The organism is [Pantoea] beijingensis, assembly GCF_022647505.1.
GTDB classification, from domain to species: Bacteria; Pseudomonadota; Gammaproteobacteria; order Enterobacterales; family Enterobacteriaceae; genus Erwinia; species Erwinia beijingensis.
Genome location: NZ_CP071409.1, coordinates 3,088,116 through 3,106,399, shown reverse-complemented (window position 1 = coordinate 3,106,399; position 18,284 = coordinate 3,088,116). Strand labels below are relative to the sequence as shown.

The following is an 18,284-nucleotide window of genomic DNA, read 5'->3' as shown; positions in this document are numbered from 1 at the left end:
CGCTCGCAGGCATGAGATGTGTTAGGAAGAATGCATAACAACGATGGCGATGAAAAAGTTGCTCATAGCGTCGCTGCTGTTTAGCAGCGCCACCGTATACGGTGCAGACGGGTTCGTAGTGAAGGACATTCATTTCGAAGGGCTGCAGCGAGTCGCCGTCGGTGCGGCTTTGCTTAGCATGCCTGTGCGCGTAGGGGATTCGGTGTCTGATGATGACATCAGTAATACCATTCGCTCTCTGTTTGCGACCGGAAACTTCGAAGACGTCCAGGTTCTGCGCGATGGCACCACGCTGATCGTTCAGGTTAAAGAGCGTCCTACCATTGCCAGCATCACTTTCTCCGGTAACAAAGCGGTGAAAGATGACATGCTCAAGCAGAACCTTGAAGCTTCAGGCGTGCGTGTGGGCGAAGCGCTTGACCGCACTACCATCTCGACTATCGAGAAAGGCCTGGAGGATTTCTATTATAGCGTCGGTAAATACAGTGCCAGCGTGAAGGCCGTTGTTACGCCATTGCCGCGTAACCGTGTCGATTTGAAGCTGGTGTTTACCGAGGGTGTTTCCGCCAAAATCCAGCAAATCAACGTCGTGGGGAATAAGGCATTCAGTTCCGAGGAGCTGATTTCCCGCTTCCAACTGCGTGACGAAGTGCCATGGTGGAACGTGGTAGGCGATCGTAAATATCAGAAGCAGAAACTGGCGGGCGACCTTGAAACCCTGCGCAGCTTCTATCTGGACCGGGGTTATGCGCGTTTCAATATCGATTCCACGCAAGTGAGCCTGACACCGGACAAAAAAGGGATCTATATCACCATTAATATTACCGAAGGCGATCAGTACAAGCTTTCTGGTGTGGTGGTGAATGGCAGCATGGCCGGGCATTCAGCGGAAATTGAAAAGTTAACGCAAATCCAGCCGGGCGAGCTGTATAACGGTACCAAAGTTACGCGTATGGAAGATGATATTAAGAAGCTTCTGGGGCGTTACGGTTACGCTTACCCACGCGTTGCCACACAGCCCGAAATCAATGACGCGGATAAAACGGTTAAGTTACACGTGAGCGTAGACGCGGGTAACAGGTACTACGTGCGTAAAGTGCGCTATGAAGGTAATGATACCTCCAAAGATTCCGTTCTGCGCCGTGAAATGCGCCAGATGGAAGGTGCGTGGCTGGGCAGCGATTTGGTTGAGCAGGGTAAAGAGCGTTTGAACCGTACCGGTTACTTTGAAACTGTTGATGTTGATACGCAGCGCGTGCCGGGCACCGCCGATCAAGTTGATGTGGTTTATAAAGTCAAAGAGCGTAATACCGGGACTTTTAACTTCGGTGTTGGTTTTGGTACTGAAAGTGGTGTCAGTTTCCAGGTCGGTGTGCAGCAAGAAAACTGGCTGGGCACGGGGAATACCGTGGGGATTAGCGGCACCAAAAACGATTTCCAGACTTACGCTGAATTCTCGTTAACCGATCCGTATTTTACGGTTGATGGTGTTAGCCTCGGTGGTCGTATTTTCTATAACGACTTTAAAGCGGATGATGCTGATCTTTCCGACTATACCAACAAAAGTTATGGTGTAGACGGTACACTCGGTTTCCCAATCAATGAAAACAACACGTTGCGTGTTGGCTTGGGGTATGTGCATAACTCCCTGTCCGATATGCAACCGCAGATCGCGATGTGGCGTTATCTAAATTCGGTTGGACAGGATCCGGACCGTATTCGTCGTGCTGATTTCGACGCGGACGATTTTACTTTCAACTATGGTTGGACGTTCAACAACCTTGACAGAGGTTTCTTCCCGACCTCCGGTAACCGTACTAACCTGAATGGTAAAGTAACGATCCCTGGTTCCGACAACGACTTCTATAAAGTAACGTTGGATACTCAGCAGTATATGCCGCTGAACCAGGACCGTACATGGGTGCTGTTAGGGCGTGGTCGCGTAGGTTACGGAGATGGTCTGGGTGGCAAAGAGTTGCCATTCTACGAAAACTTCTATGCGGGTGGTTCCAGCACAGTGCGTGGTTTCCGTTCAAATAACATCGGTCCTAAGGCTGCGTACTTCAACAATGGCTCTTCAACCTGTTCTGGTTCTCGCCCTCTCTGCCATTCCGATGATGCGGTGGGCGGAAATGCGATGGCAGTCGCCAGTGCTGAGCTGATTACGCCAACGCCATTCCTGAGCGAGAAGTATTCGAACTCGGTGCGTACATCGCTGTTTGTTGATGCCGGTACCGTCTGGGATACGAACTGGGATGATACAGACCAAACACGTGCTGCTGGCATTCCGGACTATAGCGATCCGAGCAATGTGCGTGTTTCCGCTGGTCTGGCGCTGCAGTGGATGTCGCCTCTCGGCCCACTGGTGTTCTCGTATGCGCAGCCGGTTAAAAAGTATGAGGGAGATAGAGCAGAGCAGTTCCAGTTTAACATTGGTAAAACCTGGTAATACTTTGCGCAAGGAAGTTACTCAAGTGAGTATCGCGTTGTCACACGGCAGCCAGGTGCTGCCGATGTCACGCAAAATAATGTGTCTGTGACACGAACGGTGATGGTAAGGAGTTTATAGTGAAAAAGTTGTTATGTGCTGCAGGTCTGGGTCTTGCTTTAGCTGCTTCAGCTGGCGTTCAGGCTGCTGACAAAATTGCAGTGGTAAACGTTTCCAGCATTTTCCAACAGTTACCGCAGCGTGCGACAGTTGCGAAACAGCTTGAAAATGAATTCAAAGGCCGTGCAACTGACTTGCAGAGCCAGGAACGCGACCTGCAAACAAAAATGCAGCGTCTGCAGCGTGATGGCTCTACCATGAAGGCAAGCGATCGCAGCCGCATGGAAAAAGACATTATGGCGCAGCGCGAAGCGTTCTCCTCTAAAGCGCAGGCTTTTGAGCAAGATAACCGTCGTCGCCAGACGGAAGAGCGTAATAAAATCCTTAGCCGTATCCAGGATGCTGTGAAAAAAGTGGCTGATAGCGAAGGTTATGATGTCGTAGTTGATGCTAACGCAGTGGCTTATGCGGCGAATTCTAAAGACATCACTGCTGATGTGCTGAAACAGGTTAAATAATCCATGTCTTCAATTCGACTGGCTGATTTAGCCCAGCAGTTGGATGCAGAATTGCACGGAGATGGCGATATCGTCATCTCCGGCATTGCTTCTATGCAATCCGCCCAGAATGGTCAGATCACCTTTTTAGCTAACAGTCGCTATCGTGAGCAGCTGGCAACCTGTCAGGCTTCAGCCGTAGTCTTGCTTGAAGCCGATCTGCCATGGTGTAAAGCGACGGCGTTAGTGGTTAAAGATCCTTATCTTACCTATGCGCGGATGGCTCAACTGTTAGATTCGACTCCCCGGCCCGCTCAGGATATTGCTGCGAGCGCAGTAGTGGATGCGACAGCCCAACTCGGCCAAAATGTCGCTATTGGTGCGAATGCGGTGATCGAATCCGGCGTTATTCTTGGTGATAACGTAGCGATCGGCGCAGGGTGTTTTGTCGGTAAAAATGCCCGAATAGGCGCAGGCTCACGTTTATGGGCCAACGTTTCTGTCTATCATGACGTGCAAATCGGTGAACATTGCCTGGTCCAGTCCGGTACGGTAATTGGCGCAGATGGTTTTGGTTATGCTAATGATCGCGGCAACTGGATTAAAATTCCACAGCTCGGTACTGTCGTGATTGGCGATCGTGTAGAGATCGGTGCCTGTACGACAATTGACCGTGGCGCGTTGGATAACACGCAGATTGGTAATGGTGTTATTATTGATAACCAGTGCCAGATTGCACATAACGTCGTGATTGGCGACAATACGGCGGTGGCCGGTGGTGTTATTATGGCGGGCAGTCTGAAAATTGGACGCTATTGCATGATCGGCGGGGCGAGCGTAATTAATGGTCACATGGAAATTTGTGACAAAGTGACGGTCACAGGAATGGGAATGGTAATGCGACCAATCACTGAACCTGGGGTATACTCTTCGGGCATTCCGTTGCAACCTAATAAAAACTGGCGCAAAACTGCTGCGTTAGTCATGAATATCGATGAAATAAGCAAACGCTTAAAAGCCATCGAACGTAAGGTTGATAAGGGCTAAATAAGCCTGTAACCGTCATATTTTACGCTGTATTAGCGTTAGTTAGTCTGCTTATTCGATATGCTTACTGAGGTCAGCGTATTGGGTTTGTTGATCGTTCTGTACTGGTGTAACCCCATTACTTAAGGGACCTTTCACCAGTTGAGCAGGATGCCGGGGGGGACGCTCGCATCCCGGAGAGTTTATCCGGAATGTGCTGATATGCCGCCACGCAGCTTGTTTAATGCTTTAGGTCTTATCCCGTGACTGACCGGCTTTCATAAAATACAACATGCTAAGCAGGGAAAGCCAAGCGCACGGAAACTGAATTTGCGGCCTGCGGATGATCTTTGCAGGCCGTGTCATTGATGCCATCAGATTTTTAGGACAGGAAGAGTATTTTGACTACTGAAACTCATACTCTGAAAATTGAAGAGATTTTAGAATTACTGCCGCACCGTTATCCTTTTTTGCTGGTCGATCGTGTACTGGATTTCGAGGAGCATAAATACCTGCGTGCAGTGAAAAACGTTTCCGTAAACGAGCCGTTTTTCCAGGGACATTTCCCTGGTAAACCGATTTTTCCAGGGGTCCTGATCCTTGAAGCCATGGCGCAGGCAACTGGCATCCTGGCGTTTAAGAGCGTGGGTAAACTGGAGCCGGGTGAGCTTTATTATTTTGCTGGTATTGATGAAGCCCGCTTTAAGCGTCCGGTCGTTCCTGGCGATCAGATGATTATGGAAGTCACTTTCGAAAAAACCCGCCGTGGTCTGACTCGCTTTAAAGGTGTCGCGACCGTTGACGGTAAAATTGTCTGCGAAGCAACAATGATGTGTGCCCGCAGCCGGGAGGCATAATCCGTGATAGACCAAACAGCCGTGATTCACCCAAGTTCAATTATTGAAGAGGGCGCCATTATTGGCGCTCGCGTCCATATTGGCCCTTTTTGTTTTATTGGCGCAAATGTTGAAATTGGTGAAGGTACGATACTGAAATCTCACGTGGTGGTTAACGGCCATACGCGTATTGGTAAAGACAATAAAATTCATCAATTCGCTTCGATTGGTGAGGTAAACCAGGATCTGAAATACGCCGGTGAACCAACGCGTGTGGAAATTGGCGATCGTAATAGTATCCGTGAAAGTGTGACCATTCATCGTGGTACCATACAGGGTGCGAATGTTACGACGGTTGGCAATGATAATCTGCTGATGGTCAATGTACATATCGCACATGATTGCGTTGTGGGTAATCGCTGTATCCTGGCTAACAATGCGACATTAGGTGGACACGTTACCATTGATGATTTTGCCATTATCGGCGGCATGACGGCGGTACATCAGTTCTGTGTCGTTGGAGCGCATGTGATGATTGGCGGTTGCTCGGGTGTCGTACAGGACGTCCCGCCTTTTATTATCGCGCAGGGCAATCATGCGACGCCGTTTGGCATCAACATTGAAGGACTCAAGCGTCGCGGTTTTAGTAAGGAAGCGTTGCATGCCATCCGCAATGCGTACAAGCTTTTGTATCGTAGCGGCAAGACGATGGATGAAGTGAAACCGGAAATTGCCGAAATTGCACAGGAGCACCCTGAGGTGCAGCCCTTCTACGATTTCTTTGCCCGCTCAACGCGAGGTCTGATTCGGTAATTCATGCTTAAGCGTCCTTTAACGATTGCCCTTGTCGCCGGAGAAACCTCCGGCGATATTCTTGGTGCCGGCCTGATTCGCGCACTTAAAGAGCAGCATCCCGATGCCCGCTTTGTGGGCGTTGCGGGTCCACGTATGCAGGCTGAAGGATGTGATGCCTGGTACGAGATGGAAGAGTTAGCGGTAATGGGCATTGTTGAGGTGCTTGAACGTTTACCGCGTTTATTGAAAATTCGCCGCGATCTGACGCGCCGCTTTAGCAAACTAAAACCGGACGTTTTTGTTGGGATTGATGCACCTGATTTTAATATCACCCTGGAAGGGCGGCTGAAAAAACGCGGTATTCGCACTATCCACTATGTCAGCCCCTCGGTCTGGGCATGGCGACAGAAGCGCGTTTTCAAAATAGCGAAAGCCACTGATCTGGTGTTGGCTTTTCTGCCTTTTGAAAAAGCGTTTTACGATCGTTTTAACGTTCCCTGCCGCTTTATCGGCCATACAATGGCCGATACAATGCCGTTACACCCGGACAAACAGGCTGCGCGGCACGCATTGGGTATCAATACACAGGCCCGGTGTCTGGCGTTGTTGCCGGGTAGCCGTGGTGCGGAAGTGGAAATGCTGAGCGCCGATTTCCTGAGAACGGCGTTACTGCTGCGTGAAACCTGGCCAACGTTGGAAATTGTGGTGCCGTTGGTCAATGCAAAACGGCGTGAGCAGTTCGAAGCGATTAAAGCCGAGGTGGCACCAGACTTAGTCATGCACCTACTGGACGGGAACGCGCGTGAAGCCATGATCGCCAGCGATGCTGCTTTACTGGCGTCAGGTACCGCCGCACTTGAGTGTATGCTGGCGAAGTGCCCTATGGTGGTGGGATATCGTATGAAGCCGTTTACCTTTTGGCTGGCGGAGCGCCTGGTGAAAACCGACTATGTGTCATTGCCTAATTTGCTTGCCGGGCGTGAACTGGTCAAAGAGTTGCTTCAGGATGAGTGTCAGCCTGAGCAACTTGCGGCTGCGCTAAAGCCGTTGCTGTCTGGCGGTGAGACGCGTGATGCGCTACTGGCAACTTTTGAAGAGCTTCATCAGCAAATCCGCTGGAATGCCGATGAGCAGGCTGCAGGAGCCGTACTGGAGTTAGCCAATGTCTGAATTTATTTATCCGCTGGCTAACCGTATTGCGGGGGTAGATGAAGTGGGGCGCGGCCCGCTTGTGGGCGCAGTCGTAACCGCTGCGGTTATTCTCGATCCGGCTCGGCCAATTGCCGGACTGGCCGATTCAAAAAAGCTATCGGAAAAGCGTCGGCTGGCATTATATGAGCTTATCACCACCCATGCGCTGTCGTGGAGCGTGGGCCGTGCCGAGCCAGAAGAGATCGATCAACTGAATATTCTGCATGCCACAATGCTGGCAATGCAGCGGGCGGTTGCCGGATTGTCAGAGGTCCCTGATTATGTACTGATTGATGGAAACCGCTGTCCCCAACTGGCGATGCCTGCATTGGCGGTGATTAAAGGAGATAGCCTGGTTGCTGAAATCAGTGCAGCTTCTATTATTGCCAAAGTGACACGCGATCGTGAGATGGTCGAGCTGGATCGGCAATATCCCGAGTATGGCTTTGCGCAGCATAAAGGTTACCCGACGGCGTTACACAGGGAAAAACTGATAAAATATGGTGCGACGCCTTTTCATCGGCGCAGTTTTGCACCCGTGCGTAATGCATTGCTTGATGCTGAAGTGATGCGCGACAGCGCTTCGCGCACCGATTAATTCATACCACCGGAGCCGAAAAGAGATATGGCTGAGCCACGTTTTATTCACCTACGCGTCCACAGCGATTATTCAATGATCGATGGGCTTGCTAAAACGGGTCCTCTGGTGAAAAAAGCGGCAGAACTCGGCATGCCTGCGTTGGGGATCACCGATTTCACCAATCTGTGTGGTTTGGTCAAATTTTACGGCGCGGCACACGGTGCCGGTATTAAACCGATTATCGGTGCCGATTTTAATGTTGCCAGCGAGCTAATGGGCGATGAGCTGACACATCTCACCATACTGGCAGCAAACAATATCGGTTATCAGAACCTGACGCTGCTGATTTCTCGTGCCTACCAACGAGGCTATGGTATTGCCGGACCGGTGATTGACCGTGACTGGCTTATTGAATTACAGGATGGGCTGATCCTGCTATCAGGCGGGCGTCGTGGCGATGTAGGTAAAAGCCTGCTGCGCGGCAATAGTGCTCTGGTCACACAATGCCTCTCCTTCTATCAACAGCACTTCCCTAATCGTTATTACCTGGAACTGACACGAACTGGTCGGGTAGATGAAGAGAGCTATCTACATGCCGCAGTGGCATTGGCGATTGCTGAAGGTGTGCCAGTGGTGGCAACGAATGAAGTCTGTTTCATAAGCGAAGGGGATTTTGATGCGCATGAAATCCGCGTAGCCATTCATGATGGGTTCACGCTTGATGACCCGAAGCGTCCGCGTAATTATAGCGCTCAGCAATACCTGCGCAGCGAAGAGGAGATGTGCGAGCTGTTCTCGGACATTCCCGAAGCACTGGAAAATAGCGTAGAGATTGCTAAGCGTTGTAACGTCACTATCCGCCTCGGCGAATATTTTTTGCCACAATTTCCTACCGGAGAGATGTCCACAGAAGATTTCCTGGTGATGAAATCGAAAGAGGGGCTGGAAGAGCGGCTTGAGTTTCTGTTTCCGGATCCGTTGGTGCGCGCGGAAAAGCGGCCTGAATATGACGAGCGTCTCGATATCGAGCTGAAAGTGATCAACCAGATGGGCTTCCCGGGTTACTTCCTGATTGTGATGGAGTTTATCCAGTGGTCGAAAGATAACGGCGTTCCGGTCGGGCCAGGACGTGGCTCTGGTGCTGGATCGTTAGTGGCTTATGCGCTGAAAATTACCGATCTCGACCCGCTGGAATTTGATCTGCTATTTGAACGTTTCCTTAATCCGGAACGTGTATCGATGCCGGACTTCGACGTTGACTTTTGCATGGAAAAACGTGATCAGGTCATTGAACACGTTGCAGATATGTATGGGCGACAGGCGGTATCACAAATTATCACCTTCGGTACTATGGCAGCAAAAGCGGTTATCCGCGATGTGGGCCGCGTGCTGGGGCATCCTTATGGTTTTGTGGACCGCATCTCTAAGCTGATCCCGCCCGATCCTGGCATGACGCTGGAAAAAGCCTTTGCCGCCGAACCGCAACTGCCAGAAATCTATGAGGCAGATGAAGAGGTTAAAGCGCTGATCGATATGGCGCGCAAGCTGGAAGGTGTGACGCGTAATGCCGGTAAGCACGCCGGTGGCGTGGTGATTGCGCCGACAAAAATTACTGATTTTGCCCCGCTTTACTGTGATGAAAACGGTAATCATCCGGTTACGCAATTTGACAAAAACGACGTTGAATATGCCGGCCTGGTCAAGTTTGACTTCCTGGGACTGCGTACGCTCACTATCATCGATTGGGCATTGAAGATGATCAATGCCCGCCGTGAGAAATACGGCGAGCCACCGATCGATATTACGGCGATCCCGCTTGACGATAAGAAAAGCTTCGATATGCTGCAGCGCTCGGAAACTACCGCCGTTTTCCAGCTTGAATCGCGTGGCATGAAAGACCTGATCAAGCGCCTGAAGCCGGACTGTTTTGAAGATATGATCGCGTTAGTGGCGCTGTTCCGGCCCGGGCCACTGCAGTCAGGTATGGTGGATAACTTTATTGACCGTAAACACGGGCGTGAAGCGATCTCTTATCCTGATATCCAGTGGCAGCATGAGTCACTGAAGCCAGTGCTGGAACCCACTTATGGCATCATCCTGTATCAGGAACAGGTGATGCAGATTGCTCAGGTGCTAGCCGGTTACAGCCTGGGCGGCGCTGATATGCTGCGTCGTGCTATGGGTAAAAAGAACCCGGTCGAGATGGCCAAACAGCGCGGTGGTTTTGAAGATGGTGCGAAAGCGCGTGGCATTGATGGTGAATTGTCGGTTAAGATCTTTGATCTGGTAGAGAAGTTTGCTGGCTATGGTTTTAACAAATCCCACTCGGCAGCCTACGCGCTGGTCTCTTATCAAACACTGTGGCTGAAAGCGCATTATCCGGCAGAGTTCATGGCGGCTGTGATGACCGCCGATATGGACAATACCGAAAAAGTAGTCGGTCTGGTTGATGAATGCTGGCGTATGGGGCTAAAAATCCTGCCACCCGATATTAACTCCGGTTTATATCATTTTCATGTGAATGATGACGGTGAAATCGTCTACGGTATCGGCGCGATTAAAGGTGTCGGCGAAGGCCCGATCGAAGCGATTATTGAGGCGCGTAATCAGGGGGGCTATTTCCGTGAATTATTCGACCTTTGTGCGCGTACCGATACGAAAAAGCTCAATCGCCGGGTACTGGAAAAACTGATCATGTCCGGAGCGTTTGATCGTCTTGGGCCACATCGTGCGGCATTGATGAGTGCGCTGAGCGATGCGCTGAAAGCGGCCGATCAACACGCTAAAGCTGAGGCGATTGGTCAGGCCGATATGTTTGGTGTTTTGGCTGAAGAGCCGGAGCAGGTAGAGAAGTCCTACGCCGATATTATGCCGTGGCCTGAACAAATTCAGTTGGATGGTGAGCGAGAGACTTTAGGGCTCTATCTTACCGGCCATCCAATTAATCAGTATCTTAAAGAGATTGAGCGCTACGTTGGCGGTATGCGCCTGAAAGACATGCACCCAACCGATCGTGGTAAGATTACCACGGCTGCCGGTTTGGTGGTGGCGGCCCGCGTGATGGTCACTAAACGCGGTAACCGTATTGGCATCTGCACGCTTGACGATCGTTCCGGCCGTCTTGAAGTGATGTTGTTCACAGATGCGTTAGATAAATACCAGCATTTGCTGGAGAAAGACCGTATCCTGATCGTCAGCGGACAGGTCAGCTTTGATGACTTCAGTGGTGGTCTTAAGATGACTGCTCGCGAACTGATGGATATCGATGAAGCACGCGAAAAATATGCGCGTGGACTTGCTATCTCGCTGACGGACAGGCAAATTGATGACCAGCTTTTGAACCGTCTCCGTCAATCCCTGGAACCCCATCGTTCGGGAACCATTCCGGTACATCTCTACTATCAGAGAGAGGATGCGCGGGCGAAGTTGCGCTTTGGCGCAGCGTGGCGCGTGTCGCCCAGCGATCGTTTGCTTAATGAATTACGGTCGCTGATAGGATCGGAGCAGGTGGAACTGGAGTTTGACTAAAACAGGAATATTATGAGTCTTAATTACCTGGATTTCGAACAGCCAATCGCAGAACTTGAAGCGAAGATCGATTCGCTCAGGTCGGTTGGCCGTCAGGATGAAAAACTGGATATAAATCTGGATGAAGAAGTGCAGCGTCTGCGCGAAAAAAGCGTTGAACTGACACGTAAAATCTTCTCAGATTTAGGCGCATGGCAGGTCGCGCAGCTTGCGCGTCATCCACTGCGCCCTTACACACTGGACTATGTCCGGAATGTGTTTACCGACTTTGATGAGTTGGCAGGCGATCGCGCTTACGCTGATGATAAAGCGATTGTTGGCGGTATTGCTCGTCTGGACGGTCGTCCGGTGATGATCATTGGTCATCAGAAAGGCCGCGAAACCAAAGAGAAAATTCGTCGCAATTTCGGTATGCCCGCTCCGGAAGGGTATCGTAAAGCGTTACGCCTGATGGAAATGGCTGAGCGTTTTGATATGCCGATCGTGACCTTTATTGATACGCCGGGGGCTTACCCTGGTGTAGGTGCCGAAGAGCGCGGCCAGTCTGAAGCGATTGCGCGTAACCTGCGTGAGATGTCTGGCTTAAAAGTGCCGGTGATCTGTACTGTTATCGGTGAAGGTGGATCCGGTGGTGCTCTGGCTATCGGTGTTGGCGATAAAGTGAATATGCTGCAATACAGTACCTATTCGGTAATTTCGCCGGAAGGCTGTGCCTCCATTTTGTGGAAAAGTGCAGATAAAGCTCCTTTGGCGGCAGAAGCGATGGGTATCATTGCTCCGCGCCTGAAAGAGTTAAAACTGATCGATACGGTAATCCCTGAGCCATTGGGAGGAGCGCATCGCGATCCGATTACCACTGGAGCATCGCTGAAACAGCAGTTGTTAGCTGATCTGGCCGATCTCGACGTATTGAATAAAGAAGAGCTGCTTAACCGCCGCTATCAGCGCCTGATGAGCTACGGATACGCATAAAGTACCTGTCTGTCACAAGCGCGTAAAAAAGCCAAAATGGCCGAACAATGTTCGGTCATTTTTTTTGCCTGTCATCTGAAAATTATCGAGATATCTGACCAATTATCGCTCTGCGCTGTACGCCAGAGGATAAGGGGTTATGCTTAAAGATTGCGTTCATACACCAGGAGGTGTGCATTGAATATTATCGCAATTATGGGGCCACAGGATGTCTTCTATAAAGATGAGCCCATTCGCGAGCTACAAGCGGCATTAAGTGAACAGGGTTTTCAGATTATCTATCCGAATAATGCCAATGATCTAATTAAACTCATCGAACACAACCCGCGCATCTGCGGGGTGGTTTTTGACTGGGATGAATACAGTCTTGATTTATGCTGTGAAATTAATCAGTTGAATGAATACCTGCCGCTGTATGCATTTATTAACACCCATTCATCACTGGATGTCAGCCTCAATGAAATGCGCATGGCATTATGGTTCTTTGAATATGCGCTGAATGCGGCGCCTGACATTGCTCAGCGTATTCACCAGTACACACAGGAATATATCGATAATATTACGCCACCGCTGACTAAGGCATTGTTTACTTACGTCAAAGAGGGAAAGTATACCTTCTGCACACCAGGACATATGGCCGGGACGGCTTTTCAAAAAAGTCCGGTAGGTAGCCTGTTTTACGATTTTTTTGGTGCGAATACCCTGAAAGCGGATATTTCTATTTCCGTGACGGAGCTGGGATCGTTACTGGACCACACGGGCCCACATCTGGATGCTGAAGAATATATCGCCCGCACTTTTGGGGCAGAACAAAGCTATATGGTGACTAACGGAACCTCAACATCGAATAAAATTGTGGGTATGTATGCGGCGCCTGCAGGTAGCACGATTATTATCGATCGTAATTGCCATAAATCACTTACGCATTTATTGATGATGAGCGATCTAATTCCTATCTGGCTTAAGCCGACCCGCAACCCTTTGGGGATCCTCGGTGGCATTCCTAAACGCGAATTTACCCAAGAGAGTATTGCGCTCAAAGTAGCGCAGACCGAGAAGGCGAGCTGGCCGGTACATGCGGTGATCACCAATTCCACTTACGATGGCCTGCTGTACAACACGCAATATATTAAAGAAATCCTGGATGTACCTTCCATTCATTTTGATTCAGCCTGGGTTCCTTATACTAATTTTCATCCCATCTATGCGGGGAAAAGCGGCATGAGTGGGGAGCGTATCGCTGGCAAGGTATTCTATGAAACGCAGTCTACGCACAAATTACTGGCGGCGTTTTCACAGGCTTCACTGATTCATATTAAAGGCGAGTACGATGAGCAGACCTTTAATGAAGCCTATATGATGCATACGACTACATCGCCGAATTATGCCATTGTTTCGTCAATTGAAATGGCCGCGGCGATGCTGCGCGGAAATCCGGGTAAGAGGTTGATTCACCGCTCTGTCGAGCGCGCGCTACATTTTCGCCGGGAGGTCCAGCGCCTGCGTGAAGAATCAGAAGGCTGGTTCTTTGATATCTGGCAACCAGACGGCATTGATGAAGCAGAGTGTTGGGCGATCCAGCCAGGTGAAGAAGACTGGCATGGGTTTATCGATGCCGATCGCGATCATATGTATCTCGATCCGATCAAAGTCACAATCCTCACGCCTGGCATGACTGAACTGGGGGTGATGGCTGATGAAGGTATTCCGGCAGCGCTGGTAGCGAAGTTTCTTGATGAGCGTGGCGTTGTGGTGGAGAAAACCGGCCCTTACAACCTATTGTTTCTTTTTAGTATTGGCATCGATAAAACCAAGGCGATGAGTCTCCTTCGCGGACTGACCGAGTTTAAGCGAGCCTACGATCTCAATTTGCGCATAAAAAATATCTTGCCTGATCTCTACGCCGAGGATCCCGATTTCTACCGTAATATGCGTATTCAGTCACTGGCGCAAGGGATCCATTCGCTGATCCGGCAGCACGATCTGCCTCGCCTGATGCTACAGGCTTTTGATGTGTTGCCAGAGATGAAAATGACGCCATATAACATGTTCCAACAGCAGGTGAGGGGGAATGTGGAAATGGTGGATATCAGCGAGCTGGTTGGACGTATCTCTGCCAACATGATCCTGCCATATCCACCCGGTGTCCCGTTAGTCATGCCGGGCGAGATGATAACGGAGTCCAGTCGGGCGGTACTCGATTTTTTGTTGATGCTTTGTACGATCGGCAGGCAGTATCCTGGTTTTGAAACGGATATTCATGGTGCCACCCTCACTGAAGAGGGCCGTTATCTGGTGCGGGTTTTGAAAAATGTCCCATAGAAACAGAATACCAAGCGTATAAATACGGATTTGATGCCCTTGCCGAGCCAGCGGGAGGACCGTAAGGTAAGTGTGCTGAGTCGATCTTGATTGAGGATTACCATGCTGGGTTTAAAACAGATTCATCACATTGCGATTATTGCGACAGAGTATGCGCGCAGCAAAGCATTTTATTGCGACATCCTTGGTTTTACACTGATGGACGAGGTGTATCGCGAGGCTCGAGACTCCTGGAAAGGCGATCTGGCGCTCAATGGTCAGTACACTATCGAGCTTTTCTCTTTCCCCACTCCGCCTGCGCGTGTTAGTCATCCTGAAGCTTGTGGGCTGCGTCATCTGGCATTCAGCGTCGATGATATCGAACGAGCTGTGATCCTGCTGGCAGCGAAAGGTGTCCAGTGTGAACCTGTCCGCATCGATCCCCTCACGGGTAAGTCTTTTACCTTCTTTTCCGACCCGGATGGTTTGCCGCTGGAGCTCTACCAGGCGTAGAATAGCCCACTAATTTAACGTGCTACGTTGTCGTGGCACGTTTATCTCTCGAGAATGTTATGCCACTCATTTCCGCTATGTATTCTCAGCTTGCCGGATATCATCATTTGCTGGTGGCCTACAGCGGTGGGCTGGATTCGACGGTTTTGCTGCATAAACTGGTATTGCTGCGCGAACGGTATCCTGAACTTCGTCTGCGCGCGATCCATATCCATCATGGGCTAAGCCCCTTTGCTGCCGACTGGGCGCGTCACTGTCAGCAGCAGTGTATGGACTGGCAATTGCCACTAATAACTGAATATGTAAATGTTGATGGTCGCGGACAGGGCATTGAAGCCGCGGCCCGTACGGCGCGTTACGCTGCTTTTCGGCATCATCTTCAGCCCGGGGAAGCATTGGTCACTGCCCAGCATCAGGACGATCAGTGCGAAACTCTGCTACTGGCACTAAAGCGGGGAAGCGGGCCAGCAGGTCTCGCGGCAATGCCCGCTGCGCTGTCATTGGGAAAAAATATATTTTTGCGGCCGCTGTTAGGTTACCGCCGCCAACAGTTAGAAGACTGGGCGCAACGCCACCAACTTTCCTGGATTGAAGACGAAAGTAATCAGGATACGCGCTATGACCGCAACTTTATCCGCCAGCAAATTATTCCTCAATTGCGCGCTCGCTGGCCGCATTTTGCACAATCTGTCGCACGAAGTGCGGCGCTCTGTGGTGAACAGGAACAGTTGCTTGATGAGTTACTGGCAGAATCTCTAAGCGCTTTAGTTCAGGATGATGGTTCATTGCACATTACACCGTTACAAGGGATGAGTGAGGCCCGGCGGTTTGCCTTATTAAGGCGTTGGATAGCGTTGCGGGGCCAGCCGATGCCCTCGCGAGATAGCCTGAATCGTATCTGGCGTGAAGTGATTAACAGCCGTGAAGATGCTGCGCCGTGTTTAACCCTCGGAAAAATGGAACTACGCCGCTACCGTCAGCACCTTTATCTGCTGTCCTCGCTCCCCTGCGTACGTGAAACCGTATTGCCGTGGGATAATATTAACACGCCGTTGGTCTTGCCTTTCTCGCTAGGGACGGTGATTTCACTCCCCTCAGGACCATTACGTGCGCCTAATCCCGATGAGCCAGTGACAATTCGCTTTCAGGCTCAGGGCAATGTTCATATCGTGGGCCGGACGGGCGGACGGGCGATAAAAAAACTGTGGCAAGAATTTGCAATTCCACCGTGGGATCGTGAGCGTACGCCACTGCTGTTCTATGGCGAGCAACTCATTGCGGCAATTGGCGTATTTATCACTCATGCAGGGCAAGCCGAAGCGCAAAATGGCAGGTCTGTAGATTGGCACAAAACGGTAAGTACGTTGGATGAGAAGAAATAATCGCGCGGGAGAGAATGTGTGGCCAGTCAATAATAGTGACAGGTTTGCTCACATCTGATGGTTTGGGCGGAATCACTTCCGCCCAAACGTTTAGTCAGATTCGCTGACTGTCACCTTACCCAGTTCAGGATGGCTAAAACTGGCGATATGATCGAGGCGCAGCTCGCGAACTTCTCCCGAGAGATCGATGGCCAGGTATTCGACGTTCTTACGTGACACCATATCGGCAGCCTTTGCTTTCAGCGTTTCGCCATTTTTCAGTACCAGTTCCAGCAACCAACTTTTCTGACAGGCGAGTTCAAGGTTGTCGTAATCATCGCAATTAATCGGTTTGTACACTTCATTCGTCAACATAGTCACTCACCAATAAGTTTGCAGCAGCATATGCTGCTTGTTCCCTGATAGAAGAGTCTAGCTCACTATTCGCAGCTATTCTGTCCAGTGCGTTCAACACGCAACCAATTGCGTCCGGCACGTATCCCAGATCGCCGCTGCCTATCTCAGCATATTTCCGGCGAACTAAATCACAATACTTTTGCACATGCACCTCCTTCAGAGCATAACTCTTTGGCCAGTAGACGACTATAGCACAGCCTTTTACGCGAAATCAGCCCGTTGCGGGGTGATTTGCTGCGACAGCACGTTACAATAGCAAATCTACATAGTGAGGGATCTTATGGCACTTAAAGCAACCATTTATAAAGCCAACGTCAATGTCGCGGATATGGATCGCAATGTTTTTCTTGATACCACTCTGACGCTGGCACGGCATCCTTCTGAAACGGAAGAACGCATGATGCTTCGCCTGTTGGCATGGCTCTGCCACGCCAGCGAGCGCTTACAGTTCACCCGTGGGTTAAGTGCAGAAGATGAGCCAGAAATTTGGCGCATGAACGATCACAACGGTATTGAGGAGTGGGTTGATCTGGGATTGCCTGATGAGAAAAGAGTGAAAAAAGCCTGCCATCGCGCAGCATGCGTATACTTGTATACCTATAACTCGCGGGCGGCACAGATCTGGTGGCAGCAACAGCAAAATAAACTGTCACAGCAGCAAAATTTAACCATACGTTTCCTGGATGATGAGCAGCTCAAGATGCTTGTAGCTTTTTCCTCAAGAAACATGACCCTGCAGGCAACATTACAGGATGGAACCATTTGGCTCTCCGATAATGAACATCACCTTGAAGTTCGTTTCAGCGACTGGTTGATTAATGGCAAAGCGCCATGATTGTGTTGCCAGGTAATGTCGTCATTAGCGACACAGAGATTGAGATTACTGCGATACGCGCGCAAGGAGCGGGTGGCCAGCATGTCAATAAGAGCTCAACTGCAATTCATTTGCGCTTTGATATTCGGGCATCGTCTCTGCCGCAATTTTATAAAGATCGCTTGCTGGCTGCCAGTCATCACCTTATTACGCCGGAAGGCGTGGTTATTATTAAAGCGCAAGAATATCGTAGTCAGGAGTTGAACCGTGAAGCGGCATACAAGCGCCTTGAAAATTTGATTAACGAATTGACAGTGATAGAGAAAACGCGACGCGCGACACGCCCGACTCTGGCATCGAGAAAACGCCGTCTTGAAGGCAAGGCCCGCAAAGGTGCCACTAAATCGTTGCGCGGTAAGCTACGCAGAACTCCAGAGTAAGGTATTCATGCGATTTTTACAGGAGAAAAACAGAGTGAACAAGATCATCGTAACCCTGTTCTTGACGTTAGTTTTGGGATTATTAACCGCATGTCAGAATCAACAAATGGCTTCAGCCATACATCCGTCTGAGACCATGGCACAGCGTTATCAGGGCGTACTTCCCTGTGCTGATTGTGAAGGTATACAGTCAACATTAGCGCTACAGGAGGGCGGGCGCTATCAACTCAGTGAACTGTATCTTGGGTCTAATGATGTATATCAGCAGCAAGGTACATGGACGCGAACTGCAGAAAAACTGGTATTGATTTCCGAACAGGGAAACAAGCGTTATTTCCGGCCGGTGGGTAATGAACTTGAAATGATGGATACTGAGGGAAATCCGATTAATTCAGAAAATAATTATCGCTTAACGCCGATCGCTGTCGGTAACTGAATTGCTGAGAAATATGGCGGGTCATTTTT

The 18,284-nt window shown here is 50.2% G+C and carries 17 protein-coding genes; 15 read left to right on the top strand and 2 right to left on the bottom strand.

Going from position 1 to position 18,284, the window contains the following annotated elements; genetic code table 11:
- Positions 1-43 precede the first annotated feature (43 nt).
- From bamA to tilS, 12 genes are all read left to right on the top strand, one after another.
- Positions 44-2,449 carry an outer membrane protein assembly factor BamA gene (bamA, locus tag J1C60_RS14170; RefSeq protein ID WP_128179469.1) on the top strand — a complete coding sequence of 802 codons (2,406 nt, stop codon included), beginning with the start codon at positions 44-46 and terminating at the stop codon, positions 2,447-2,449.
- A 119-nt stretch (positions 2,450-2,568) separates the two neighbouring features.
- Positions 2,569-3,066, top strand: a complete 498-nt coding sequence (gene skp / locus J1C60_RS14165) for a molecular chaperone Skp (protein ID WP_128179468.1) — start codon at positions 2,569-2,571, stop codon at positions 3,064-3,066.
- Between the two features lie 3 nt (positions 3,067-3,069).
- Positions 3,070-4,092: a UDP-3-O-(3-hydroxymyristoyl)glucosamine N-acyltransferase gene (gene lpxD / locus J1C60_RS14160; protein ID WP_128179467.1), complete on the top strand. Its 1,023-nt coding sequence runs from the start codon at positions 3,070-3,072 to the stop codon at positions 4,090-4,092.
- A 380-nt stretch (positions 4,093-4,472) separates the two neighbouring features.
- Positions 4,473-4,928, top strand: a complete 456-nt coding sequence (gene fabZ / locus J1C60_RS14155; protein ID WP_007893924.1) for a 3-hydroxyacyl-ACP dehydratase FabZ — start codon at positions 4,473-4,475, stop codon at positions 4,926-4,928.
- 3 nt (positions 4,929-4,931) lie between these two features.
- Positions 4,932-5,720, top strand: coding sequence for an acyl-ACP--UDP-N-acetylglucosamine O-acyltransferase (lpxA, locus tag J1C60_RS14150; RefSeq protein ID WP_128179466.1), 789 nt, complete (start codon positions 4,932-4,934; stop codon positions 5,718-5,720).
- A 3-nt stretch (positions 5,721-5,723) separates the two neighbouring features.
- Positions 5,724-6,872, top strand: a complete 1,149-nt coding sequence (gene lpxB, locus J1C60_RS14145; RefSeq protein WP_128179465.1) for a lipid-A-disaccharide synthase — start codon at positions 5,724-5,726, stop codon at positions 6,870-6,872.
- The gene (rnhB, locus tag J1C60_RS14140) at positions 6,865-7,491 is read left to right on the top strand and encodes a ribonuclease HII (RefSeq protein ID WP_128179464.1); all 627 of its coding nucleotides are present in this window, start codon (positions 6,865-6,867) and stop codon (positions 7,489-7,491) included. The genes lpxB and rnhB overlap by 8 nt, the downstream gene beginning before the upstream one ends.
- 27 nt (positions 7,492-7,518) lie before the next feature.
- The gene (dnaE, locus tag J1C60_RS14135) at positions 7,519-11,001 is read left to right on the top strand and encodes a DNA polymerase III subunit alpha (protein WP_128179463.1); all 3,483 of its coding nucleotides are present in this window, start codon (positions 7,519-7,521) and stop codon (positions 10,999-11,001) included.
- Positions 11,002-11,013: 12 nt separating this feature from the next.
- Positions 11,014-11,973 carry an acetyl-CoA carboxylase carboxyl transferase subunit alpha gene (gene accA, locus J1C60_RS14130; RefSeq protein ID WP_128179462.1) on the top strand — a complete coding sequence of 320 codons (960 nt, stop codon included), beginning with the start codon at positions 11,014-11,016 and terminating at the stop codon, positions 11,971-11,973.
- Between the two features lie 177 nt (positions 11,974-12,150).
- Positions 12,151-14,295 carry a lysine decarboxylase LdcC gene (locus J1C60_RS14125; RefSeq protein WP_128179461.1) on the top strand — a complete coding sequence of 715 codons (2,145 nt, stop codon included), beginning with the start codon at positions 12,151-12,153 and terminating at the stop codon, positions 14,293-14,295.
- A 102-nt stretch (positions 14,296-14,397) separates the two neighbouring features.
- Entirely contained in the window at positions 14,398-14,787 is a 390-nt protein-coding gene (locus J1C60_RS14120) for a VOC family protein (RefSeq protein WP_128179460.1), read from the top strand.
- Between the two features lie 59 nt (positions 14,788-14,846).
- On the top strand, positions 14,847-16,169 hold the full coding sequence (gene tilS / locus J1C60_RS14115; RefSeq protein ID WP_128179459.1) for a tRNA lysidine(34) synthetase TilS: 1,323 nt from the start codon (positions 14,847-14,849) through the stop codon (positions 16,167-16,169).
- A 90-nt stretch (positions 16,170-16,259) separates the two neighbouring features.
- Here the strand turns inward: tilS and rof are convergent, their stop codons facing one another.
- The gene (rof, locus tag J1C60_RS14110) at positions 16,260-16,523 is read right to left on the bottom strand and encodes a Rho-binding antiterminator (RefSeq protein ID WP_128179458.1); all 264 of its coding nucleotides are present in this window, start codon (positions 16,521-16,523) and stop codon (positions 16,260-16,262) included.
- A complete protein-coding gene (locus J1C60_RS14105) occupies positions 16,510-16,710 on the bottom strand; it encodes a YaeP family protein (protein WP_128179457.1) in 201 nt (66 codons plus the stop codon). Before J1C60_RS14105 ends, rof begins: the two co-directional genes overlap by 14 nt.
- A gap of 135 nt (positions 16,711-16,845) precedes the next feature.
- Here J1C60_RS14105 and J1C60_RS14100 point away from each other — a divergent pair, with 135 nt between their 5' ends.
- The 3 genes from J1C60_RS14100 to J1C60_RS14090 are packed head-to-tail and all read left to right on the top strand — an operon-like array spanning position 16,846 to position 18,255.
- Complete coding sequence (locus J1C60_RS14100; RefSeq protein ID WP_128179456.1) at positions 16,846-17,400, top strand: YaeQ family protein; 555 nt, start codon at positions 16,846-16,848, stop codon at positions 17,398-17,400.
- On the top strand, positions 17,397-17,819 hold the full coding sequence (gene arfB / locus J1C60_RS14095; RefSeq protein WP_128179455.1) for an alternative ribosome rescue aminoacyl-tRNA hydrolase ArfB: 423 nt from the start codon (positions 17,397-17,399) through the stop codon (positions 17,817-17,819). The genes J1C60_RS14100 and arfB overlap by 4 nt, the downstream gene beginning before the upstream one ends.
- A 34-nt stretch (positions 17,820-17,853) precedes the next feature.
- Positions 17,854-18,255 carry a copper resistance protein NlpE N-terminal domain-containing protein gene (locus tag J1C60_RS14090; RefSeq protein WP_164877320.1) on the top strand — a complete coding sequence of 134 codons (402 nt, stop codon included), beginning with the start codon at positions 17,854-17,856 and terminating at the stop codon, positions 18,253-18,255.
- Positions 18,256-18,284 lie beyond the last annotated feature (29 nt).